This window comes from Mycobacterium sp. NGS26 (assembly GCF_059813025.1).
Window position 1 is genome coordinate 982,154 of the sequence record NZ_JCALDU010000001.1, and the last position, 22,748, is coordinate 1,004,901.

Annotated in this window: 24 protein-coding genes and 1 pseudogene; 2 read left to right on the top strand and 23 right to left on the bottom strand. The window is 70.0% G+C overall.

The window, feature by feature from the left end:
- Nucleotide 1: 1 nt before the first annotated feature.
- The 4 genes from AC5Y6X_RS04760 to AC5Y6X_RS04775 all read right to left on the bottom strand — a co-directional run bounded on the left by AC5Y6X_RS04760 (nt 2) and on the right by AC5Y6X_RS04775 (nt 3,626).
- Nucleotides 2–1,906, bottom strand: a complete 1,905-nt coding sequence (locus AC5Y6X_RS04760; protein ID WP_324679755.1) for a proton-conducting transporter transmembrane domain-containing protein — start codon at nt 1,904–1,906, stop codon at nt 2–4.
- Between the two features lie 38 nt (nt 1,907–1,944).
- Nucleotides 1,945–2,424 (bottom strand): NADH-quinone oxidoreductase subunit B family protein, encoded by a 480-nt coding sequence (locus tag AC5Y6X_RS04765; protein ID WP_324679370.1) that lies wholly within the window; start codon nt 2,422–2,424, stop codon nt 1,945–1,947.
- 5 nt (nt 2,425–2,429) lie between these two features.
- A complete protein-coding gene (locus tag AC5Y6X_RS04770) occupies nt 2,430–2,765 on the bottom strand; it encodes a lsr2/espR transcriptional regulator (RefSeq protein WP_324679371.1) in 336 nt (111 codons plus the stop codon).
- Nucleotides 2,766–2,861: 96 nt separating this feature from the next.
- Nucleotides 2,862–3,626, bottom strand: a complete 765-nt coding sequence (locus tag AC5Y6X_RS04775; protein ID WP_324679373.1) for an alpha/beta fold hydrolase — start codon at nt 3,624–3,626, stop codon at nt 2,862–2,864.
- A gap of 21 nt (nt 3,627–3,647) precedes the next feature.
- Between AC5Y6X_RS04775 and mhuD the strand changes: the two genes are divergently transcribed.
- A complete protein-coding gene (mhuD, locus tag AC5Y6X_RS04780; RefSeq protein WP_076064116.1) occupies nt 3,648–3,965 on the top strand; it encodes a mycobilin-forming heme oxygenase MhuD in 318 nt (105 codons plus the stop codon).
- The gene (locus AC5Y6X_RS04785) at nt 3,928–5,295 is read left to right on the top strand and encodes a serine hydrolase (protein ID WP_499984909.1); all 1,368 of its coding nucleotides are present in this window, start codon (nt 3,928–3,930) and stop codon (nt 5,293–5,295) included. Before mhuD ends, AC5Y6X_RS04785 begins: the two co-directional genes overlap by 38 nt.
- Here the strand turns inward: AC5Y6X_RS04785 and AC5Y6X_RS04790 are convergent, their stop codons facing one another.
- The 19 genes and pseudogenes from AC5Y6X_RS04790 to AC5Y6X_RS04880 form a co-directional block, all read right to left on the bottom strand.
- Nucleotides 5,296–5,841: a histidine phosphatase family protein gene (locus tag AC5Y6X_RS04790; protein WP_499984911.1), complete on the bottom strand. Its 546-nt coding sequence runs from the start codon at nt 5,839–5,841 to the stop codon at nt 5,296–5,298. It lies immediately after the preceding gene.
- On the bottom strand, nt 5,838–6,623 hold the full coding sequence (locus tag AC5Y6X_RS04795; RefSeq protein ID WP_324679379.1) for a CbtA family protein: 786 nt from the start codon (nt 6,621–6,623) through the stop codon (nt 5,838–5,840). The genes AC5Y6X_RS04790 and AC5Y6X_RS04795 overlap by 4 nt, the downstream gene beginning before the upstream one ends.
- Nucleotides 6,624–6,627: 4 nt before the next feature.
- Nucleotides 6,628–6,843, bottom strand: coding sequence for a CbtB domain-containing protein (locus AC5Y6X_RS04800; protein WP_324679757.1), 216 nt, complete (start codon nt 6,841–6,843; stop codon nt 6,628–6,630).
- A 150-nt stretch (nt 6,844–6,993) separates the two neighbouring features.
- On the bottom strand, nt 6,994–7,374 hold the full coding sequence (locus AC5Y6X_RS04805; RefSeq protein ID WP_324679381.1) for a YbjQ family protein: 381 nt from the start codon (nt 7,372–7,374) through the stop codon (nt 6,994–6,996).
- A 76-nt stretch (nt 7,375–7,450) separates the two neighbouring features.
- Nucleotides 7,451–9,985 (bottom strand): ATP-dependent protease ATP-binding subunit ClpC, encoded by a 2,535-nt coding sequence (gene clpC1, locus AC5Y6X_RS04810; protein WP_324679383.1) that lies wholly within the window; start codon nt 9,983–9,985, stop codon nt 7,451–7,453.
- A 312-nt stretch (nt 9,986–10,297) separates the two neighbouring features.
- Nucleotides 10,298–10,633 (bottom strand): histone-like nucleoid-structuring protein Lsr2, encoded by a 336-nt coding sequence (gene lsr2, locus AC5Y6X_RS04815; protein ID WP_324679759.1) that lies wholly within the window; start codon nt 10,631–10,633, stop codon nt 10,298–10,300.
- A 120-nt stretch (nt 10,634–10,753) separates the two neighbouring features.
- Nucleotides 10,754–12,250: a lysine--tRNA ligase gene (lysS, locus tag AC5Y6X_RS04820; protein ID WP_324679385.1), complete on the bottom strand. Its 1,497-nt coding sequence runs from the start codon at nt 12,248–12,250 to the stop codon at nt 10,754–10,756.
- A gap of 35 nt (nt 12,251–12,285) precedes the next feature.
- Complete coding sequence (locus tag AC5Y6X_RS04825) at nt 12,286–13,110, bottom strand: type III pantothenate kinase (RefSeq protein ID WP_324679388.1); 825 nt, start codon at nt 13,108–13,110, stop codon at nt 12,286–12,288.
- A gap of 2 nt (nt 13,111–13,112) precedes the next feature.
- Nucleotides 13,113–13,532 (bottom strand): aspartate 1-decarboxylase, encoded by a 420-nt coding sequence (panD, locus tag AC5Y6X_RS04830; RefSeq protein WP_324679390.1) that lies wholly within the window; start codon nt 13,530–13,532, stop codon nt 13,113–13,115.
- Nucleotides 13,532–14,449 carry a pantoate--beta-alanine ligase gene (gene panC, locus AC5Y6X_RS04835; RefSeq protein WP_324679391.1) on the bottom strand — a complete coding sequence of 306 codons (918 nt, stop codon included), beginning with the start codon at nt 14,447–14,449 and terminating at the stop codon, nt 13,532–13,534. The genes panD and panC overlap by 1 nt, the downstream gene beginning before the upstream one ends.
- Nucleotides 14,446–15,357, bottom strand: coding sequence for a Rossmann-like and DUF2520 domain-containing protein (locus AC5Y6X_RS04840; RefSeq protein WP_499984913.1), 912 nt, complete (start codon nt 15,355–15,357; stop codon nt 14,446–14,448). The genes panC and AC5Y6X_RS04840 overlap by 4 nt, the downstream gene beginning before the upstream one ends.
- A gap of 110 nt (nt 15,358–15,467) precedes the next feature.
- Nucleotides 15,468–16,832, bottom strand: coding sequence for a DUF6779 domain-containing protein (locus tag AC5Y6X_RS04845; RefSeq protein WP_499984915.1), 1,365 nt, complete (start codon nt 16,830–16,832; stop codon nt 15,468–15,470).
- Nucleotides 16,833–16,897: 65 nt separating this feature from the next.
- Entirely contained in the window at nt 16,898–17,383 is a 486-nt protein-coding gene (locus AC5Y6X_RS04850; protein ID WP_499984916.1) for a DUF3180 domain-containing protein, read from the bottom strand.
- On the bottom strand, nt 17,383–17,931 hold the full coding sequence (gene folK, locus AC5Y6X_RS04855; protein ID WP_499984917.1) for a 2-amino-4-hydroxy-6-hydroxymethyldihydropteridine diphosphokinase: 549 nt from the start codon (nt 17,929–17,931) through the stop codon (nt 17,383–17,385). Before folK ends, AC5Y6X_RS04850 begins: the two co-directional genes overlap by 1 nt.
- Entirely contained in the window at nt 17,928–18,278 is a 351-nt protein-coding gene (gene folB, locus AC5Y6X_RS04860) for a dihydroneopterin aldolase (RefSeq protein WP_499985250.1), read from the bottom strand. The genes folK and folB overlap by 4 nt, the downstream gene beginning before the upstream one ends.
- 24 nt (nt 18,279–18,302) lie before the next feature.
- A pseudogene (folP, locus tag AC5Y6X_RS04865) lies at nt 18,303–19,143 on the bottom strand (dihydropteroate synthase); the annotation flags it as partial.
- Nucleotides 19,140–19,760 carry a GTP cyclohydrolase I FolE gene (gene folE, locus AC5Y6X_RS04870; RefSeq protein WP_324679404.1) on the bottom strand — a complete coding sequence of 207 codons (621 nt, stop codon included), beginning with the start codon at nt 19,758–19,760 and terminating at the stop codon, nt 19,140–19,142. The pseudogene folP and the gene folE, both read right to left, overlap by 4 nt.
- Nucleotides 19,761–19,775: 15 nt before the next feature.
- Nucleotides 19,776–22,121 (bottom strand): ATP-dependent zinc metalloprotease FtsH, encoded by a 2,346-nt coding sequence (ftsH, locus tag AC5Y6X_RS04875; protein ID WP_499984919.1) that lies wholly within the window; start codon nt 22,119–22,121, stop codon nt 19,776–19,778.
- 204 nt (nt 22,122–22,325) lie between these two features.
- Nucleotides 22,326–22,739, bottom strand: a complete 414-nt coding sequence (locus AC5Y6X_RS04880) for a VOC family protein (RefSeq protein ID WP_324679408.1) — start codon at nt 22,737–22,739, stop codon at nt 22,326–22,328.
- Nucleotides 22,740–22,748 lie beyond the last annotated feature (9 nt).

The window sequence follows — 22,748 nt, forward strand, 5'->3', positions numbered from 1 at the left end:
GTCATCGGGCGACCACCAACACGGTCAGAACGCCGAGCGCACCATAGGCCAGGTAGAGGTGCACGCTGCCGGTGTGAGCCCGCCGGACCAACCCCGCCGCATCCGAGATCGCCCGAAGCACCGGCGTGTAGAAGCGCTCCTCGATCGCGTCCGCGATCCTGGTGCGGTAGGTGATCTTGTCGGCCAGATACCGCGACTCGGAGGTGTGGGTGACTTCGATGTCGGTGTCGGGACGCAGGACATCGTCGAAGACCCGTTGCAGCGGCTCCGCGAACGACGTGGCCGTGTATTGCATGCGTGCAGTGAGATCCTCTGCGCCGCAAGCCCATAACGGCGCCGTCACGGGCGCCGGGCGCAGCCTGCGGCGCCATCTCGCCAGCACGGCGACGGTCAGGGCGGCCACCGCAACGCCGGCAGCGATCACGCCCGGTGCGATCGACCCCTGCAGGCCCGGCAACCGCACCAAGGCGCCGAGGTCGGTGAATTCCACTGTGCGCGCTGCGGGTAACGCGGCGACCGCCCGACGCAGCGCGGGTGCGACGACCGAGGGCGCCACGGCCAGCACCATGCACGCGGCCGCCGCCGTTGCCATGCCGGCCAGCATGCTGCCCGGCGCCTCGCGAGCCCGGGCGGCCTGCTCGGATCGCGGCCGCGCCAGGAATCCGATCCCGAACGCCTTGACCATCGCCGCCACGCCCAGACCCGTGGTGAGCGCGACCGCGCCCACCGCCAGCGGCGTGGTCAGCGCCAGGGCCGCGACATGTTCCGGGGCCGTGTGGATCAGTGACTGGATCAGCAGCCACTCGCTGACGAACCCGGCGCCCAGCGGCAGCCCGCACGCGCCGAGCGCCGCCACCCCGAACAGGGTGGTGGTCGCCGGCATCCGGGGGGCCAAGCCGCCCAACCGGTCGAGGTCACGCAGCCCCGTTGCGGCCAGCACCGAACCCGCCGCCAGGAATCCGAGGCTTTTGAAGGCCGCGTGCGCGATCAGGTGCAGCATCGCCGCGACCGCGGCGATTGTTGCCGGCGCGTGCGCACCGGAGGCCGCGAACAGGGTCGCTGCTCCCAACGCCAGCACGATCAGCCCCATGTTCTCCGTCGTCGAATAGGCAAGCAGCCGTTTGAGATCCGTGGCCACCGACGCCTGCACCACGCCATAGAGCGCCGACACCGCGCCGGCGGCCATCAAGGCGAGCCCCCACCACCGCGGACCCGGGCCGAGCAGCTGCAGGTCGATCCGGCATATGCCATAGACGCCGAGGTTGACCATCGCAGCGCTCATCAGCGCCGACACCGGGCTGGGCGCCTCGGGGTGGGCGCGCGGCAACCAGGCGTGCAGCGGCACCAGCCCGGCCTTCGATCCGAACCCGGCAACCGTCAACAGGAACACCGCGGTGCGTGCGCCCTGCGGTATCCGGTGCAGGTCGGCAAGGCGGTCGGTGCCACCTGCCGTCGACAACACCATCAGCCCGACCAGGATCGCGACGAACCCCAACTGGGTCATCACCGCGTACACCAACGCGGCGGAACGAACCTGCGGTCGAGTGTGCTCGGCCAGCACCAACACCAACGACGCGAGGGCCATCAACTCCCACGCGAGCAGGAAGGTGGTGACCGAGGCAGCGGCCGGCACCAGCAGCATCGCCGCGACGAACAACGGCAACACCGCCAGTGCCACCCGACTTAGATGACCGCGCCGGGCGTACCCGATCGCGTAGAGCCCGACCCCGACCGCGACGGCGCCCGTCAGGGCCATGAAGAATCCGCCCAGCGGGTCGAGGCCCAGCTGCACCCCCGACAGGGGAAGCAACCATCCGATGCGCACCGTGCGTGCAGAGCCGAACATGCCCAGCGCCCCCGCCCATACGCCGGCCCCACCGAGCAGCGACGTCAGCGCGCCGGGCAGTGCGGGTCCGAAGTCCTTGCGGGCCACCGATTCCGCGGTCACTTGCCCGTCACCGATCTGAGAGCCTCGATGATCTGGCTCGGCGTCGGGGGGCAGCCCGGGATCTCCACGTCGACGGGAACCACGTCACCCACCGGGCCGACCACGCCGTAGGCGTCCTGGAACGCCCCTCCGTTCAGGGCGCAGTCGCCGCACGCGATCACCCGCCGGGGCCGCGGGGTGGCGTCGACGGTGGTGCGCAACGGGCCGGCCATGTTGTGTGTCACGACGCCGGTCACCAGCAGCGCGTCCGCGTGGCGGGGGGAGGCCACCAGCCGCGCGCCGAACCGTTCGGCGTCATACACCGGCCCGAACGCGCCCGCGATCTCGACCTCGCACCCATTGCACGAACCCGCGTCAACGTGGCGGACCTGAAGCGAACCACGCACTCCGGCAGGCGGTTTCACTGTCTGCCGGGGTGCAGGCCCCGCCCGTTCGGTGATCCGACCAACACCGAAGGCTTTACGAAACCAGCCCATCAACGCTACTGCCCGCTGCCGGCGCGCAGATCCTCCAACACCGCCACGCGGTCACTCAACACCCCGGTGAGCACCTTGCGCGCAACCACGAGCAGTTCGGCGATGTCCCGTGAGGCGATCGAGTAGACCATCGTGTTGCCGTCTCGCTGCGCGTCGACCACGCCGGCCCGGCGTAGCACGCCCAGCTGTTGGGACAGGTTCGACGATTCGAGTCCGACCTCGGGCAACAGTTCGGCCACCGACTTGTTCCCGGTGACGAGCAGCTCGAGGATCCTGATCCGCGCCGGATGCCCCAGCGTCTTGAAGAATTCCGCCTTGACCTTGTACAGCGGTTCCGACACGAGGGCTCCTGAAGACTACAAACTTTCTATATTCGAACGATTGAAGAATTTATCAGATAGTCTTTCCCGGCGCGCGCCGAGCGACCCGGCGCGGGGTCAGGAGGCGAGCCCGGCGAGGAATGACTCGACAGCCTGGCGGTAGACCTCGGGCGCCTCGTCGTGGACCAGGTGACCCGCCTGCGGGACCGCCAAATATGTTGTCGGAGAATCGGTCTGGGTCATCGCGCGCATCTGGCCCGGCGGGGTGACCGAGTCGCCGGCCTCGATCAGCAGCGCCGGCGCCTGCACGGCCTGCCACTGCGCCCAGTAGTCCCGGGTGCCCCACTCGGCGGCGATCTCGATCCAGCGCGAGGTGTGGCCGTGCAACCGCCAGCCGGAGGGGGTGCGATCGAAGGCGTCCAGGAAGTACTGCCCGGCGATCGGCCCGAATTCGTCGAATACCTGCTGCGCGGAGGCGAATTCGACCGGAAGCGCATGCAGCCAGGGCTCCCACGGGCCGGTGGTGCGGCCGCGGAAGTCCGGGGCCATGTCCTCGACCACCAACGCCGACACCAGATCGGGCCGCTCGGCGGCCAGACACCACGAGTGCAGGGCGCCCATCGAGTGCCCGACCAGCCGGGCCGGTTCCCCCAGGTCGCTCACCGCGTCGGTGAGGTCGGCCACGAACCGTTCGGTGCTGATCGGGTGCGGGTCCGGCACGTCGCGGCCGCGGTGCCACGGCGCGTCGTAGGTGTACACGGTGCCCAACCGGGTCAGCCACGGCAGCTGCCGCGACCAGGTGCTGCCCCGGCCCATCAGGCCGTGCACCAACACCAACGGCGCCCCCTCGCCGCCGTGGCAGGTCAACAGATCGCCGGGCATACGACGCGGTAGCCTAGCGGAATGCCAGTGGTGAAGATCAACGCAATCGAGGTGCCCGCCGACGCTGGCCCCGAGCTGGAGAAGCGGTTCGCCCACCGCGCGCACGCGGTGGAGAACCAGCCCGGTTTCCTCGGCTTTCAGCTGCTGCGGCCGGTCAAGGGTGAGGACCGCTACTTCGTGGTGACACACTGGGAGTCCGATGAAGCATTCCAGGCGTGGGCGAAGGGGCCTGCCATCGAGGCCCATGCCGGTCACCGGGCCAACCCGGTGGCGACCGGCGCGACGCTGCTGGAATTCGAGGTTGTGCTGGACGTTGCAGCCAACGACAAGACCGGCTAGCAAGCAGCGCCGGGTGGCCGCGCTCAGCGCCGCCGCAGCACTCGTGGTGACCATGGCGCCCGGTTGCGCACCCTCACCTTCCCCGCAGGCGAATGCGGCGAACCCGGGGCGACAGATCGACACCCGCACTCCTCCCGGTATCCGGGCACAGCAGACGTTGGACATGCTGAACTCCGACTGGCCCATCGGCCCGGTCGGTGTGCGCACCCTGGCCGCACCCGACAAGGTCGAGTCGGTGGAAACGACGATGGAGGGGTTGTGGTGGGACCGCCCCTTCACCCTCGGCGGGGTGGACATCGGCGCCAGCGTGGCCACACTGCACCTCGTCTCCTCCTACGGTGCGCGGCAGGAGATCCGGATCCACACCGACGACGACGGGCGAGTCGACCGGTTCGACCTCGACACACCACCGCCGACGATCAGCTCGTGGCGCGACGTCGACGCCGTGCTGGCCAAGACCGGTGCCCGCTACTCCTACCAGGTGGCCAAGGTCGACAACGGTCGCTGCGATCCGGTGCAGGGCACCAACACCGGCGAATCCCTGCCGCTGGCATCGATTTTCAAGCTGTATGTGCTGCACGCCCTGGCGGGTGCGGTGAAGAGCGGCGCGGTGTCCTGGGATGACCAGTTGACGGTCACCGAGAAGAGCAGGGCCGTCGGCTCCTCGGGCCTGGAACTGCCTGCCGGAGCGCATGTTTCGGTTCGCACGGCCGCCGAGAAGATGATTGCCACCAGCGACAACATGGCCACCGACCTGCTGATCGAGCGGATGGGCACGCACGCGATCGAGGAAGCGCTCGCCACGGCCGGCCACCACGACCCGGCGAGCATGACGCCGTTCCCCACGATGTACGAGCTGTTCTCGGTCGGCTGGGGCCGACCCGATCTGCGCGACCAGTGGAAGCGGGGCTCCCAGCAAGTGCGGGCCCGGCTGTTGGCGCAGGCGAATTCCACTCCGTATCAACCCGATCCGGTCCGCGCCCACACCCCGGCCTCCAGCTACGGCGCGGAGTGGTACGGCAACGCCGAGGACATCTGCCGCGTCCATGCGGCGCTGCAGGCCGACGCCGTCGGCGCGGCCGCCCCGGTGCGACAGATCCTTTCCGCCGTGTCGGGCATCCAGCTGGACCGCAACGTCTGGCCGTACATCGGCGCGAAGGCCGGCGGCCTGCCGGGCGACCTGACGTTCAGCTGGTACGCCGTCGACAAGACGCAGCAGCCGTGGGTGGTCAGCTTCCAGTTGAACTGGCCGCGCGATCACGGTCCGACCGCGACCGGGTGGATGTTGCAGCTCGCCAAGCAGGTCTTCGCGCTGATCGCACCGCAGTAACTAGAGCCGCAGCGTCCAGCGCCCGTCCCGGAAGTTCATCGCGGTGCGGCTGAGCGGCGCAATGTCGATGCGCCAGAACGACTTCGGCGGGGCGTCGAGGGTCAGCAGGACGACCGCCCGGATCACCGCGGGATGCGTCACCGCGACCGTGCGCGACGCCTCGCCGGTCAGCGAGCCCAGCCACCCGTCCACCCGTTCGATCAGGCCGGCTACCGAGTCGCCGCCGTGCGGGGCTTCGGCGGGTTCGGTCAGCCACGCCTGCAGATCAGCGGGATCGATGTCGGCGAGCGCCTGCCCGCGCCACCGTCCGCAGTCGAGGTCGGCCAGCCGCGGCTCCGTCGCGGCCTCCAGGCCCAGCAACTGCGCGGTCTGGCGGGCCCGCCGCTCGGGCGCGGTGAGCTGCCGAACGTCGCCGCGGACCTCGAGTGCGGCAACGGTTTCCACCAGGCGGCGGCCGGTGTCGTTGAGCGGCTCGTCGGCGGGAAAACGCCCGGCCGTCATCGCGTCGGTCATCGCGTGCGACACCAGCGTCAGCCGGACGGTCACGCCGCGGTGCTCGATGACGGCTCGGCCCGCTCCCCCAGCAGCCGCCCCGCCAGCGTCGCGAACACCACGCCGATGGTCGCCCACAGCACCAGCTGCGTGCCCAGGGAAACCAGCCTGAACTCGTAGAGATCGTCGGCGGGAAAGCCCGGATAGACGATCGCGCCGGACGCGTCACGCAGGGGCGCCGGCGTCTCGTCCACCGTCGGCAGCAACACCAGCACCACCGCGATCGCCGCCAGGTAGGCCCCGGCCGCCAGCAGCCAGCCGTTGGGTGTGCCCAGCCGGGCGGCGAGCCGGCGGGCCAGCCACACCCCGGCGATCGCCACCAGCACCGACGCGCCCACCATCACCAGATACCAGCCGGTGCGGCCCCCGATCGTGTCCGCCTGCCCGACGGCCGGCGGGTTGGGGGGGTACTTCAGGAACGGCACCAGGTACACCGCGCCGAAGGCGGCCGTCGCAAGCAGCACCGAAAGCGCCTGCGGCCCAATGCTTCTCACGCGTGTGGCGACGACGCAGAACAGCGCGGCGAACAACGCGCCCATCGCGACGCCGAAAATCAGCACACCGAAACCCAACCCGGCGTTCGCCTGCACCCCACGGGTGAACAGCTCCGCGCCGTGCTCGTGCACGCCGTGCGCGTTCTCGGCGTCGGCCCGGCCCTCCTCGAAGGCGATCGCACGGCCGATGACGGGCTCGGCGCACAGGCGGGCGAACGCGAACGCCACCACCGCGGCGACCGCGCCGGCCACCAGACCGCGCGCGATCAGACGCTTCTCCACGGGGTCAGTGGCAGGGGAAGCCGAGCAGATGCCGGGCGTCGTGCAGGAATTCGTGCACGTGGGAATCGCTGCCGAACAGCGACACCGCGCCCTGATCGATACCGACGAAGTAGAGCGCCAGCAGCGCCAGGAAGACGGTTCCCGCCAGCCAGAGCGCCGCGCTCGCCGCCGACAGATCGATCGAGCGGGTGCGGGGGCCGGTCAGCTGGGGATTGGACATGGACACCTTGGACACCATCGGGCTCCTTCCGGGGATAACGCGTCCCCGCTGGTGATGACGGGCTACGGGTCTGACTTTGGACAGTGGCGCGACCGCTCTGGAGTTTCACCAGATTCCGTTACCCATCAGGACAGGGGTCAGTGTAGACCGTCACTGCTGCGGCGGCGCGACCCCGTAGCCGAGTTGATTGGCCGTGTACTTCGCCGCATCGGTGACGGGCACCGCCTGGACCGCCGTGCCGTAGGCGCAGATCTCGGTCCACACGTCGCCGATCTCGGTGGTGTCGAACCGCATCGCGACGATCGCGTTGCCGCCGCGATTGCGCGCCTCGGCGATCAGCCGGCCCATCGCCTCGTTGCGGCTCTCGGCCAGATTCTTCGTCATCCCGGCCAGCTCGCCGCCGAACATCGACTTCAACCCGGCGCCGAATTGGGAGAACGCGTTTCGGGAGCGAACTGTCAGCCCGAAGACCTCGCCGCACACCCGCTGGATCTCCCAGCCCGGAAGGTCGTTGGTGGTGACGATCAGCACGGCGGGCCCTTCCCTCGAGCAAACGAAAACGGGCGGCTAGTCCCGTCAGAGAGTAGCCGCCCGTTTCCTGCGATCGCTACTGCGTCTCGGGCGCGCTGTGCGCCCCGGCCTTCGCCAGATCCGGCTCGGCCGGCGGCTTGCGGGTTCCGGTGAACGTGAACGTCGCGTCCTCGCCGGGGCCCTCGCCGTCCCAGTTGTCCACATCGACCGTGACGACCTGACCGGGACCGACCTCCTCGAAGAGGATCTTCTCGGACAGCTGGTCCTCGATCTCGCGCTGGATGGTGCGCCGCAGCGGGCGAGCACCCAGCACCGGGTCGAAGCCGCGCTTGGCCAGCAATGCCTTGGCCTTGTCGGTCAGCTCCAGGGCCATGTCCTTGCTCTTGAGCTGCCCGGCGACCCTGGTGATCATCAGGTCCACCATCCGGATGATCTCCTCGCGGGTCAGCTGGTGGAACACGATGATGTCGTCGATGCGGTTCAGGAACTCCGGGCGGAAGTGCTTCTTGAGCTCGTCGTTGACCTTCTGCTTCATCCGCTCGTAGTCGTTCTCCCCGCCGCCCTGGGTGAAGCCCAGGCCCACCGGCTTGGAGATGTCGGAGGTGCCGAGGTTGGACGTGAAGATCAGCACGGTGTTCTTGAAGTCCACCGTGCGGCCCTGCCCGTCGGTGAGCCGACCGTCCTCGAGGACCTGCAACAGGCTGTTGTAGATCTCCTGGTGCGCCTTCTCGATCTCGTCGAACAGCACCACGGAGAACGGCTTGCGGCGCACCTTCTCGGTGAGCTGGCCGCCCTCCTCGTAGCCGACGTACCCCGGCGGGGCGCCGAACAGCCGCGACGCGGTGAACCGGTCGTGGAACTCGCCCATGTCGATCTGGATGAGCGCGTCGTCGTCGCCGAACAGGAAGTTGGCCAGCGCCTTGGACAGCTCGGTCTTACCGACGCCGGACGGGCCGGCGAAGATGAACGAGCCCGACGGGCGCTTCGGGTCCTTCAGCCCGGCGCGGGTGCGGCGGATGGCCTTGGACACGGCCTTGACCGCATCCTCCTGCCCGATGATCCGCTTGTGGATCTCGTCCTCCATGCGCAGCAGCCGCGTGGTCTCGGCCTCGGTGAGCTTGAACACCGGGATGCCGGTCCAGTTGCCCAGCACCTCGGCGATCTGCTCGTCGTCGACCTCGGCGACGACGTCGAGATCACCTGAGCGCCACTGCTTTTCGCGCTCGGCACGCTGCGCGACGAGCGTCTTCTCGCGGTCGCGCAGGCTGGCCGCCTTCTCGAAGTCCTGGGCGTCGATCGCCGATTCCTTCTCGCGGCGGGCCTCGGCGATCTTCTCGTCGAACTCGCGCAGGTCCGGCGGCGCCGTCATCCGGCGGATGCGCATGCGCGCCCCGGCCTCGTCGATCAGGTCGATCGCCTTGTCCGGCAGGAACCGGTCGTTGATGTAGCGGTCGGCCAGCGTCGCCGCGGCCACCATCGCGCTGTCGGTGATGGACACCCGGTGGTGGGCCTCGTAGCGGTCGCGCAGACCCTTGAGGATCTCGATGGTGTGCTCCACCGTCGGCTCACCCACCTGCACCGGCTGGAACCGGCGCTCCAGCGCGGCGTCCTTCTCGATGTACTTGCGGTACTCGTCGAGCGTGGTGGCGCCGATCGTCTGCAGCTCGCCGCGGGCCAGCTTCGGTTTGAGGATGCTCGCCGCGTCGATCGCGCCCTCGGCGGCGCCCGCCCCGACCAGCGTGTGCAGCTCGTCGATGAACAGGATGATGTCGCCGCGGGTGTTGATCTCCTTGAGCACCTTCTTCAGGCGCTCCTCGAAGTCACCGCGGTACCTCGACCCCGCGACCAGCGACCCCAGGTCCAGCGTGTAGAGCTGCTTGTCCTTCAGCGTCTCGGGAACCTCGCCGTGCACGATGGCCTGCGCCAGGCCCTCGACGACGGCGGTCTTGCCGACGCCGGGCTCCCCGATCAGCACCGGGTTGTTCTTGGTGCGCCGGGACAGCACCTGCATCACCCGCTCGATCTCCTTCTCGCGGCCGATGACGGGGTCCAGCTTGCCCTCCATCGCGGCGGCCGTCAGGTTGCGGCCGAACTGGTCGAGGACCAGCGAGGTGGACGGGCTCCCGGATTCGCCGCCGCGGCCACCGGTGCCGGCCTCGGCCGCCTCCTTGCCCTGGTAGCCGCTCAGCAGCTGGATCACCTGCTGACGGACCCGGGTCAGCTCGGCGCCGAGCTTGACCAGGACCTGGGCGGCCACGCCCTCGCCCTCACGGATCAGGCCCAGCAAAATGTGCTCGGTGCCGATGTAGTTGTGGCCGAGCTGCAGCGCCTCGCGCAGGCTCAGCTCCAGGACCTTCTTGGCGCGCGGGGTGAACGGGATGTGCCCGGACGGCGCCTGCTGGCCCTGGCCGATGATCTCCTCGACCTGGCTGCGGACGCCCTCCAGCGAGATTCCCAGCGATTCCAGCGACTTCGCCGCGACGCCCTCGCCTTCGTGGATCAAACCCAACAGGATGTGCTCGGTGCCGATGTAGTTGTGGTTGAGCATCCGGGCCTCTTCTTGCGCCAGGACGACGACCCTGCGGGCACGGTCGGTAAATCTTTCGAACATCGGGTTACCTGCTCTCCCTCACCATCGGTACAGCTGCGTTTCCGGCCAGTGGGGCCGGACTCGCGTACCTGCCATCCACTGTAATGGTCGGCCTTCGGGGTTCCTAACCTTGCGGTTCCTTGTCCTTGGGGGTCGTTGGGGACTCGTTCGGCCGATCCGGGCGGTCTTCTCGCCGCCAACACGGCGGTCACTGAGAAAACGCGGCGCGCCATCGATTCGTTTCCCCATTCGCCGCCGATCGTTTCGCCGCCAGCGAAAGACAAAGAACCGGCGCCCGGGGCCGTCGCGGCCCGGGCGCCGGCCAGGATGTCTCTAGGTCGCCGCGTGGAAGGCGTCGATGACGTCGGCCGGGATGCGGCCCCGGGTGGACACGTTGTGCCCGTTTCGGCGGGCCCACTCGCGGATCGCCGCGCTCTGCTCGCGGTCCATCGCGCCGCGGCCGCGCCCGGAGCCTCGGCCGCGGCGTCGGCCACCGACCCGACGGCCGGCCGCTATCCACTGCTTCAGATCGTTGCGAAGTTTTGTCGCATTCTTGGAAGAAAGGTCAATCTCATACGTCACCCCGTCAAGCCCGAATTCGACGGTTTCGTCGGCCGCGCCCGAACCGTCGAAATCGTCGACCAAGGTGACGGTCACTTTCTTCGCCATCAGATTACCCTCGCATTTCTTCCTGAGCAGTTGCTTTGCAGATTGGATAGGCTCCCCGGCCACCAATCTGCCATAGAAACGCAGCATACTCAATCCGGAAGCACGCCGCACAGTTGAACTTCAGTGCGGGCGAACAATCGGGAACAAAACTGTGTCCCTAATTGACAGCCCGGTCAAAGTCATCAGCAACCGATCGATACCCATTCCGGTTCCGGTGCACGGCGGCATCCCGTACTCGAGGGCGGCCAGGAAATCTTCGTCGAGCACCATCGCCTCGTCGTCGCCGGCGGCCGCGGCGCGAGCCTGTTCGGCGAAGCGCTCGCGCTGCACCACCGGGTCGTTCAATTCGGAATACCCGGTCGCCAGTTCGACGCCGCCCAAGTAGAGGTCCCACTTCTCGGTGACGCCGGGAATGCTGCGGTGCTGACGCGTCAAAGGCGTTGTCTCGACCGGGAAATCCTTGACGAACGTGGGCGCGGTCAGGGTGCTTCCCACCGCGTGCTCCCACAGCTCCTCGACCAGCTTGCCGTGCCCGTAGCCACGATTGGCGGGGATCTCGATGCCAAGCCGGTCCGCGATGGCGCTCAGCCGCTCGACGGTCGTCTCGGGCGTGATCTCCTCGCCGAGTGCCGCCGACAGCGACGGATACATTTGTATCGACGCCCATTCTCCGTCTATGTCGTAGACGCCACCGTCAGGCAACGGTAGTTGTCGGGTGCCGATCGCCTCGTCGGCCACCTCTTGAATAAGCTCGCGGGTGACTACTGCCGAATCGTCATACGTTCCGTAGGTCTGATAGGTCTCCAACATGGAGAATTCCGGAGAATGCGTGGAATCGGACCCTTCGTTTCGGAACACGCGATTTAGTTCGAAAACCTTGTCGAATCCACCGACGATGCAGCGCTTGAGGAACAGTTCCGGCGCGATCCGCAGGTACAGATCGATGTCAAGAGCATTGGAATGCGTGACGAACGGCCGGGCCGCCGCCCCACCCGCCAGCGTCTGCAACATAGGCGTTTCGACTTCGAGAAACCCGCGCCGCTCCAATGCACCGCGTATTGCGCGGACGACGGCGATGCGCTGCCGGGCCACCGAGCGAGCCTGCGGGCGGACGATCAGATCGACGTAGCGCTGCCGCACCCGGGCCTCTTCGCTCATCTCCTTGTGCGCGACGGGCAGCGGCCGCAGCGACTTGGACGTCATCCGCCAGGAGTCGGCCAGGACGGACAGTTCGCCGCGCCGCGAGCTGATCACGTTGCCGTGCACGTAGACGATGTCGCCGAGGTCGACGTCGGCCTTCCAGGCGTCCAGCGCCTCCCGGCCCACCTTGTCCAGGCTGATCATCACCTGCAGGCTGGTGCCGTCGCCGTCCTGCAGTGTCGCGAAGCACAATTTGCCCGAGTTGCGCGCGAAGATGACTCGGCCGGCGACGCCGACGACGTCGTCGGTCGCGGTGTCGACCGGCAGGTCGGGGTGGGCGGCGCGAACCTGGGCCAGAGTGTGGGTGCGCTCGATGGCAACCGGGTAGGGCTCGCGGCCCTCGGCCAGTAGGCGAGCGCGCTTGTCCCGGCGAATCCGGAACTGCTCGGGAAGGTCTGCTGCGTCGGCAGAGTTCACGACGTGCCAGCTTAGTGACACGGCTTGGCGCGAGGTCAGCGCGCCGTCTTGAGCCGGCCGCGCTGGGCGTCCCGGTTGCGCTCGAAGACCAGTCGCAGGCCGTTCAGGGTCAGGTGCTCGTCGTGGTGGGTGACGGTGCGCAGCTGGGGCAGCAGCAGCGGCGCGGTGTGTCCGGTCGCCACCACGACGACGTCGTCGCCCAGGTCGTCGGAGAAGCCGTCCACGTCCTCGCGGATGCGCTGGACCAGGCCGTCGACGAGCCCGGCGAAGCCGAACACCGCGCCGGCCTGCATGCATTCCACGGTGTTCTTGCCGACCACCGACCGGGGCCGCGCCAGCTCGACCCGGCGCAGGGCGGCCGACCGGGCCGCGGCGGCGTCGGAGGAAACCTGCACCCCGGGCGCGATCGCGCCGCCGAGGAACTCGCCCTTGGCCGACACCACGTCCACGCAGATCGACGATCCGAAGTCCACGACGATGGCGGCCTTGCCGAACTTGTGAAAGGCCGCCAGGCAGTTGACGATCCGGTCGGCGCCGACCTCCTTGGGATTGTCGACCAGCAGCGGGATGCCGGTGCGCACCCCCGGCTCGATCAGCACGTGCGGCACCGACGGCCAGTACTGGTCGAGCATGATCCGCACCTCGTGCAGCACCGACGGGACGGTGGACAGGGCGACGGCCCCGGTGAGCCGCTCGGAATCCTCGCCGATCAGGCCGTCGATGGTCAGCGCCAACTCGTCCGCGGTGATCTCGGATTCGGTGCGAATGCGCCACTGCTGCACGACCTTTGCGTGCTCCTTGGAGCCGGACAGCAGCCCGACGACGGTGTGCGTGTTGCGGACGTCGATGGCCAGCAGCACGGTTATCGCGCACCCATCCGGGGGTCGAGCAACTCGGCCGCGTCATCGGGCACGAAGGCCGGATCGTGCCCCAGGTCGATCGGCCTGTTGTCGGCGTCGACGAAGACGATCCGCGGCCGGTAGGCGCGGGCCTCGGCGTCCTCCATCGTCCCGTAGGCGATCAGGATCACCAGATCTCCGGGGTGCACCAGATGCGCTGCGGCCCCGTTGATTCCGATCACCCCGGAGCCGCGCTCGCCGGTGATGGCGTAGGTGACCAGCCGGGCGCCGTTGTCGATGTCGACGATGGTCACCTGTTCGCCCTCGAGCAGGTCGGCGGCGTCCATCAGGTCGGCGTCGATGGTCACCGAGCCGACGTAGTGCAGGTCGGCCTGCGTGACGGTGGCGCGGTGAATCTTCGATTTCAGCATCGTCCGCAACATCAGTTCCTCCAATGTGATTGGGCGAGTTCGTCCGGCCCGTTGGTGCCGGCGAGGTTTGCGACTTCGATCGCGATGTTGTCCAGCAGTCGGGTGCCGCCCAGCCGGGCGGCGATCAGCAGGCGCCCGGGCCGGCCGGCCTGCGGCGGTCCCAGCTCCGCGTCGCGCAGCTCCAGGTAGTCGACCTCGATCGCGGGCGCGGCATCGAGCACCGAGCGGGCCGCGTCCAGCGCCGCCCGGGCGCCGGCCGGCGCGGCGTGCGCGGCGGCCACCAACGCCGCCGACAGCGTCGCGGCCAGTTCGCGCTGTACCGGGCCCAGGTAGCGGTTGCGCGACGACATCGCCAGCCCGTCGGCCTCGCGCACCGTCGGCACCCCGACCACCGTGACGTCGAGGTTCAGGTCGGCGACCAGCTGCCGGATCAGCACCAGCTGCTGGTAGTCCTTCTCGCCGAAGAACACCCGATCGGGCCGCACGATCTGCAGCAGCTTGCACACGACGGTCAGCACACCGGTGAAATGCGTTGGCCGCGAGGCGCCCTCGAGTTCGGCGGCCAGCGGCCCGGGCTGCACGGTGGTGCGCAGGCCGTCGGGATACATCGCCGCGGCGGTCGGCGCGAACACGATCTCGACGCCCTCGCCGCGCAGCAGCGCTAGGTCGTCGTCGAGGGTGCGCGGGTAGGCGTCGAGGTCTTCGCCGGCGCCGAACTGCAGCGGGTTGACGAAGATCGACACCACCACCACCGAGCCGGGCACCCGCTTGGCGGCGCGCACCAGGGCGAGGTGCCCGTCGTGCAGCGCGCCCATGGTGGGCACCAGCAGCACCCGGCGGCCGGTGTGGCGCAGCGCGCGGCTGACCTCGGTGACGTCGCGCGGCGCCGAGTACAGGTTGAGTTCGCCCGCCGCGAAGGCCGATTTCATGCTGTCAGCACCTCGACGACGGCGTCGGGGGCGTGGGCGCGCTGGGCGGTGCGCAGGGCGTTGACCCGATACGCCTGGGCCAGCTCGGGGTCCACCCGATCCAGTGCGGCCAGGTGCTCGGCGACGGCGGCCGCGTCGCCGCGCGCGACCGGCCCGGTGAGCGCGGCCTGGCCGCGTTGCAGGGTGTTCTCCAGCGCCGCCCGGGCCAGCGGGCCGACGATGCGTTCGGCGATGCCGCCCGGCTGGTCGTCGACAGTTTGTTGGCCGAGCAGTTCGCTGCCGCGCAGCGCGGCCCGCAGCGCGTCGAGCGCGTCGGCGAGCACCGCCACGATGTGGTTGCCCGCGTGGGCCAGCGCGGCGTGGTACAGGACGCGGGCGTCCTCGCGCACGCAGAACGGCTCACCGCCCATCTCCAGGACCAGCGACTGCGCGATCGCATACCCGACGTCGTCGGCCGCGGTGAGCCCGAAGCAGGTGTCCGGCAGCCGGGAGATGTCCTCGTCGGAGCCGGTGAACGTCATCGCCGGGTGGATCGCCAGCGGTATGCAGCCGTCGCCGGCCAGCGGCGCGAGAATGCCGACCCCGTTGGCGCCGGAGGTGTGCGCCACGATCGTGCCGGGCCGCACCGCCGAGGTGGCCGCCAGGCCGGACACCAGGCCGGCCAGTTCGCTGTCCGGGACCGCGAGCAGCAGCAGCTCGGCGCCGGCCGCCACGTCCTGCGGCGCGACCACCGGGGTGTCGGGCAGCCGGCGCTGCGCCAGCTGCCGCGATGCGTGGGAAATGGCGCTGCACGCCACCACGACGTGGTCAGCGCGCTCCAGCGCGACGCCCAGCGCGGTGCCCACCCGGCCGGCCGAGATGATCCCCACCTTGAGCCTGGCCGGGCGCAAACCGTCGAACTGCACCATCGCAGACGACCTCACTGATTTCTGTCGTTCCAGTCCCAGGCGGGTACCGGACGGTCATTAAGACTGTAGTCGATCGGTCAGGCCGCACCCAATGTGACGATGCCCTCAGCTCAGCCTTCCCGACGGCGCCGACGGCCCCCGCCGGACGGCTCGACCTGCAGCCGCGCCAGCAGGTCGGCCACCGACTGACCACCCGATGGGCCCTCACCCGCGCCGTCGGGCGCCTCGGCGCCACGGTGCCGGGGCGCGTGCTCGGGCGGCGGCGGCGGTGCCATCTGCGGTGCCGTGTGCGGGGGTGGTGGCGGTGGCGTTGCCTGCGGCTCGGCGGCGGGCGGCGGCGGTGTTGCCTGCGGCTCGCTGGGCGCCGCGAAGCTCCCGTAGTCGCGGTACTCCGCCGAGTGCCGCGACCCCGCCCGGCGACCGGGCTCGTCGTACGGCCGGGACGGCTCGGGCTCGATGTGTGCGCCGTCCAGGGGCTCGTCCGGGGTGGAATGCCGGGCGCGCCGACCGCCGCCCGGCGCCGCCCACGGGCTGGGCGTTTCGCCGCCGGCCCAGCTGCTGCCCGGCGTTCCCGGCGGCAGCCACAGCCCCTCGGCGCCGACCGGCTGCCAATCCTGCGCCTGCGGCTGGGATTGCGGTTGCGGTTCCGGTTGCGGAGGCGGCGCGGGCGGTGGCTCGGCCGGCTGCGGTGGCGGCCACTGAAACTGCTCGAACCGCGGCTCGGGCTCGGGCGGCGGCGCCATGTAGGGGGCCTCCTGCGAGACCTGGTACGGCGCCTCCGGCGGGACGGCGTAGTGGCCCCGGCGGCGTTCCCGCGGGGGCGGCGGCTGCCGGGGCGGCAACAGCGGCTCCTCGGGCACGTCGATGATCGCCTGTTCGTCGGTGCGCGGGCTCTCGGCGCCGCCGAGCGAGTCGTCCAGATGCGCCGACGTGACCCGATCGCTGGACACCCAGTCGGCGCTCTCGCCGGTTCGCTCCCAGTCGCTGTAGGCGCGGGCGCGCGGCGCCTCGGTCTCGAGGTTCTCCAGCGCCGGGCGGTGTTGGAGGTCGGTGTCGAACAGGATCTCCAGGCTCGTCCGCAGCGCGGCCAGTTCGGCGCGCAGCGCGGCCACGTCGTCGGCGGCCTGCGCGCGCAGCTCCGACGCCAGCTCGCGGCGCAGCTGGGACTCCACGGTGAGCTCGTACTCGCGGCGGGCCGAAATCTCCCGGTCCAGCTGCAGGTCGTACACCAGCTTCAGGTCACGCACCCGGGACTGATCGGCATCGCTTTGCCGGCGGTAGAGCACCGACACGAATGCGCCGGCGACTGCGGCCCACAGCGCCAGGATCACAGCGAGCTTGAGGAGCTCCACCCGGTTGGTGAACACCAACGCGGAACTGGCCCCCATCGCGAGGACCAGCAACGCCGTCAAGAGCACCCACCCCGGCCTGCGGCCGCCGCGCCGGACCCGGGCGCCGCGGGACAGAACGGTCATGGCCTGACTGTACCTGTGCGAGGTCACTCCGCGTGTCGCCCGAGTCCGGCGATTCTCACCCGCGTTTACTGGGGCGAGCTTTCCGCCCCCTCGCCGTGATCGGTCGAATCCGGCGGAGATTTGCAGCAATGCTGCAGCCACAGCGCGGCCACCACCAGCGCCAGGGCGCTGACGGCCGCGACCACCGTGCCGGTGGTGTCCTCGGCGGCGGCCTTCAGCCATGACCGGCGCGGCAGGAAGTACACCAGCAGCCCCACCCACCAGCCCAGCATCAACGCCCCCACCCACGCCGACGCCTTGGCCACCACCACGCTGCGGGCGACGGCCAGCGGATGCAGCCACCCGGGCCCGTCGCCGATCTCGCCGTCGGCGATCTTGCCCCGCACGTGGCGCGCCCACAGCGCCTCGGCGATGGCGACCGCCAGCAGCGACAGCCCGGTCCACACCGTGATCGGCGGGAACCACCGGTACAGCTGGATCACCAGGAGGTAGCCCAGCACCGCAGCGCCCACCACCGCGGCCGTCAGGTCACGTTTCCTGGTGGGCCCCATCAGCGGCGCGATTCCCGGTTCGCGGCGGACTTTCCGGCCTCGAGCGTCAGCGGCGACAACCGGACGCTGTCCCGGTCGGCCGGTTCCAGCTCGGCCAGCAGCCGGGCCACCGGCCGCGCCCCGCCGGCGACGGTGAGCCGGGCATCGGGGTCGACGGCCAGCCACGGCACCAGCACGAAGGCCCGCAGGTGGGCCAGCGGGTGCGGCAGCGTCAGGTTGGGCTCGCGGGCGATCAGCTCGCGGCCGTCGTCGTAGCAGGCGATCAGGTCGACGTCGAGCGTGCGCGGCCCCCAACGCTCGCCGCGCACCCGGCCCGCCGCCCGCTCGAAGTCCTGCGCCCGCCGCAGCCAGCCCTGCCCGTCGCGGCCGGGGTCGTCGGCCATCACCACCGCGTTGAGGAAGGGCGTCTGCTCGACGCCGCCCCAGGGGGCGGTCTCGTACACCGGGGAGACGGCGAGCACCGCGTCGCCGAGCCCGTCGACGACGGACTGCAGCCGCGCCAGCCGGTCGCCCAGGTTGGAGCCGATGGACAGCACGACGCGGGTCATAGCGTCCCCCCCGCCGGAACCACCGAGCCGCGGCCGCCGCGCCGCGACCGCCGGACCACCACCGCGACGTCGGCGAAGTCCCGCGGGATCGGCGCCTGCGGCTTGTGCACCACCACCTCGACGGCGTGCACGCGTTCGTCGTCCATTATCTTCTCGGCGATCTCGCCACCGACGGCCTCGATGAGGTTGCGCGGCGGGCCGGCCACCACGTCGGCGGCGAGGTCGGCCAGCGCGGCGTAGTCGTAGGTGTCGGCCAGCTCGTCGCTCGTCGCGGCGGCGGCCAGGTCGATCCACACCGTGATGTCGACGACGAAGTCCTGGCCGTTGGCGCGCTCGTGTTCCAGCACCCCGTGCCGGCCGCGAACCGTCAAGCCGCGCAACTCGATTCGATCAGCCATGCGTCCACGCCTCGACGACTTTGACGGCGTCGACCGAGGCCCGCACGTCGTGCACGCGCACACCCCAGGCCCCATGCAGGGCGGCCAGCGCCGAGATCACCGCGGTCGCCGTCTCGCGCCCGTCGGGCGGGCGGAGCGTCCCGTCGGGGCCGGCCAGCAACGTGCCCAGGAACCGCTTGCGCGAGGCGCCCAGAAGCACCGGCACGCCGGTCGCGACCAACTGCGGCAGTGCGCGCAGCAGCGCCCAATTGTGTTGCGCCGTCTTGGCGAATCCCAGCCCGGGATCGATCACCAGCTTCGCGGGGTCGACGCCGGCGGCCACCGCGGCGTCGACGCCGGCGAGCAACTCGGAGCGCACCTCGGCCACCACGTCGCCGTACTGCGGGACCCGATGCGGCCGGTCCGACGACACCGACCGCCAGTGCATCAAAACCCACGGCACCCCGGCCTCGGCCAGCAGCGGCGCCATCGCGGCGTCGGCGCGCCCGCCGGAGACGTCGTTGACCATCCGCGCGCCGGCCTGCAGCGCCGCCCGCGCGACGTCGGCGTGCATGGTGTCGATGCTCACCGTGACACCTTGTGCCGCAAGCTGTTTGACGACAGGAACCACCCGCGACGCCTCGACCCGGGAGTCGATCCGGGCGGCGCCGGGCCGGGTCGACTCGCCCCCGACGTCGACGATGCTCGCGCCCTCGGCCACCAGCGCCAGGCCGTGCGCGACGGCGCTGTCCGCATCGAGGTACCGCCCGCCATCCGAGAACGAATCGTCGGTGACGTTCAGAACCCCCATAACCTGCACAGGCGCCGGGCTCACTTACGCAGGATCAGGTCGAGCGCCTCGGCTCGAGAAGCGGCATTGGTCTTGAACAGGCCGCGCACCGCCGACGTCGTGGTGACGGCGCCGGGCTTGCGGACGCCGCGCATCGCCATGCACAGGTGCTCGGCCTCGACGACGACGATCACCCCGGACGGGTCGAGCTGCCGGACCAACGCGTCGGCGATCTGGCTGGTGAGCCGTTCCTGCACCTGCGGCCGCTTGGCGTACAGGTCGACCATGCGGGCGATCTTCGACAGCCCGGTCACCCTGCCGTCCTTGCCGGGGATGTAGCCGACGTGGGCCACGCCGTGAAACGACACCAGGTGATGCTCGCAGGTGGAGTACATCGGGATCTCCTTGACGATCACCAGCTCGTCGTGGTCCTCGTCGAACATCGTGTTCAGCACGCTGTCGGGGTCGGTGTAGAGACCGGAGAACATCTCCTTGTAGGCGCGCGCGACGCGGGCCGGGGTGTCCCGCAGGCCATCTCGCTCGGGGTCCTCGCCGATCGCGTACAGCAGCTCGCGGATGGCGGCCTCCGCGCGCGACTGGTCGAACACCCGTATGCGACTGGTGGCGGCGCGGGAATCCGGCCCCAAATGCGGCAAGGCCATCGAATCCTCCGTTCGTCAGCCGTGGGCCGGCGGGTTGGACGGGCTCACATCCTCGTCCGGCTGGTCGGGGGTCTTCTGGGCGTCCGGGGTGGGTTGACCCGGCGGCGAATACGGCGGATACGGCGGGTAGGGCTGATGACCCTGGCCCGGGTAGCTCGGCGCCGGCTGCGGCCAGTAGGGCTGCTGCGGCGGCGCGGGCGGATACCAGTAGCCCTGCTGTTGCTGCGGCGGCGGCCATCCCGGCGCGTGCCAGCCGGCCGGGGCGCCGTAGTCCGGCCGGGTGGGGCCGTGCGGCGCGCCCTGACGATCTCCCTGACCGCCGTGAGAACCATTGGGGCCGTGGGCGTTTCGGTCGGCCTCGGCGCGCGCGGCCTCGGCGGCCTCGCTGGCCCGCGCGATGGCCGCCTTGAAGGCCGGCTCGGCGACCGGCGGGGGCCAGGGCTCGCCGCGCTCGATGGCCAGTTCGCCCGGCGTCTTGATCGGCGGCTTGTCCGACGGGATCCGGCCGCCGAAGTCGTCGAACATGGTGAGCCGGGGCCGCTTTTCGACGCCGGCGAAGATCGCCTCCAGCTCGGCCCGGTGCAGGGTTTCCTTTTCCAGCAGCTCGCCGGCCAACGTGTCGAGGATGTCGCGGTACTCGGTGAGGATCTCCCACGCCTCGGTGTGCGCCGCCTCGATCAGCTTGCGGACCTCGTCGTCGATGTCGCGGGCGACCTCGTGCGAGTAGTCGGCCTGGGTTCCCATGGTGCGGCCCAGGAATGGGTCGCCGTGTTCGGTGCCGTACTTGACCGCACCCAGCTTGGAGCTCATGCCGAACTCGGTGACCATCGCGCGGGCGACCTTGGTGGCCTGCTCGATGTCCGACACCGCGCCCGTCGTCGGCTCGCGGAACACCAGCTCCTCGGCGGCGCGCCCGCCCATCGCGAACACCAGCTGCGCGATCATCTCCGAGCGGGTCCGCAGGCTCTTGTCCTCCTCGGGCACCGCGACCGCGTGCCCGCCGGTGCGGCCGCGGGCCAGGATCGTCACCTTGTAGACCGGGTCGATGTCCGGCATCGCCCAGGCTGCAAGGGTGTGCCCGCCCTCGTGGTAGGCGGTGATCTTCTTCTCCTGCTCGCTGATGATCCGGCCCTTGCGGCGCGGCCCGCCGATCACCCGGTCCACCGCCTCCTCGAGCGCCGGGCCGGTGATCACGGTGCCGTTCTCGCGCGCGGTCAGCAGCGCCGCCTCGTTGATGACGTTGGCCAGGTCGGCGCCGGTCATGCCGACGGTGCGCTTGGCCAGCCCGTCCAGGTCGGCGTCGTCGGCGATCGGCTTGCCCCTGGAATGCACCCGCAGGACGGCCCGTCGCCCGGCCAGGTCGGGGTTGGTCACCGGGATCTGGCGGTCGAAGCGGCCCGGCCGCAGCAGCGCCGGGTCGAGGATGTCGGGCCGGTTGGTGGCGGCGATCAGGATGACGCCGGCGCGGTCGCCGAACCCGTCCATCTCGACCAGCAACTGGTTCAGCGTCTGCTCGCGCTCGTCGTGGCCGCCGCCGAGCCCGGCGCCACGCTGGCGGCCCACCGCGTCGATCTCGTCGACGAAGATGATGCACGGGCTGTTCTGCTTGGCCTGCTCGAACAGGTCCCTGACGCGGGAGGCGCCGACGCCGACGAACATCTCGACGAAGTCGGAACCGGAGATGGTGAAGAACGGCACGCCGGCCTCGCCCGCCACCGCGCGGGCCAGCAGCGTCTTGCCGGTTCCCGGCGGGCCGTAGAGCAGCACGCCCTTGGGGATCTTGGCGCCCAGCGCCTGGTAGCGGCTGGGGTTCTGCAGGAAGTCCTTGATCTCGTAGAGCTCCTCGACCGCCTCGTCGACGCCGGCGACGTCGGCGAAGGTGGTCTTGGGCATGTCCTTCGAGAGCTGCTTGGCGCGCGATTTGCCGAACCCGAAGCCCATCCGGGCGCCGCCCTGCATGCGCGAGAACATGACGAACAGGCCCACCAGCAACAGCAGCGGCAGCACGTAGACCAGCAGCTCGCCCAGGATGCTGCCCTCGTTGACGACGGTGCTGACCTTGGCGTTCTTGGCGCTGAGCGCCTTGAACAGGTCGACGGCGTAGCCGCTGGGGTACTTGGTGATGACCTTGTCGGAGTTCTCGGTGTCGTTGTTGCCCTTCTTCAGGGTCAACCGCAGCTGCTGCTCGCGGTCATCGATCTGCGCGCTCTTGACGTTGTCGCCGTTGATCTGTGCCATCGCCACCGAGGTGTCGACGGGCTTGTACCCGCGGGTGTCGTCGCTGAAATAGAAGAACGACCAGCCGAGCAGCACCACGACGGCCATCGCCGTCACGGTGCGAATCACGTTTTTCCGGTTCATCGATCATCGGCCTTGCGGCCAAGTCCTTCCTTCCACGCAGCTGGAAAAGTCCAGGCTACCGCTAGTGGGGATCGCCAGCGCCGGTGGAGCCGGGGCGCGGCTGTCCCCGCTATGGCAACGACCGGGGGTTCCCGCGGTTCACTCTGCGCTCACGCAGACGAAGTGCGAGTGGAGCCCGCCGTCAGCGCAGACTCAACGCGGCGATCACTCGTAGTAGCGGGCCTCGACGACGTTGCCGTCCGGGTCGCGAAAGTAATAGCCCTGCGGCGCCCAGCCCCGGGCTCCGTAGGTGCGCTTCAGCCGCGCGCCGGTGTCCACGCCCTCGGCCTGCAAACGCCGGTCCAGGGCGTCGTATTCGGACTTCGACAGCGCCAGGCAGACGTGATTGACCGGGTGGCCCGCGCTGCCCTCGACCCCGGTGAGCGACTCGGTGGCACCGGCGCCGTCGATCGGCGACAGGTCGATGATCGAGTCCTCGCACACCCGCACACTCGGGAACGGCGCCTCCCCGGCCTCGAACTCCGCAAACCGAACCGGCGCGAGCCCGACCACCCTGGTGTAGAAGTCCATCGCCGCGCGCGGGTCCCTCGTCCACAGGACTACGTGGTCCAATCGCATGCCCAAATT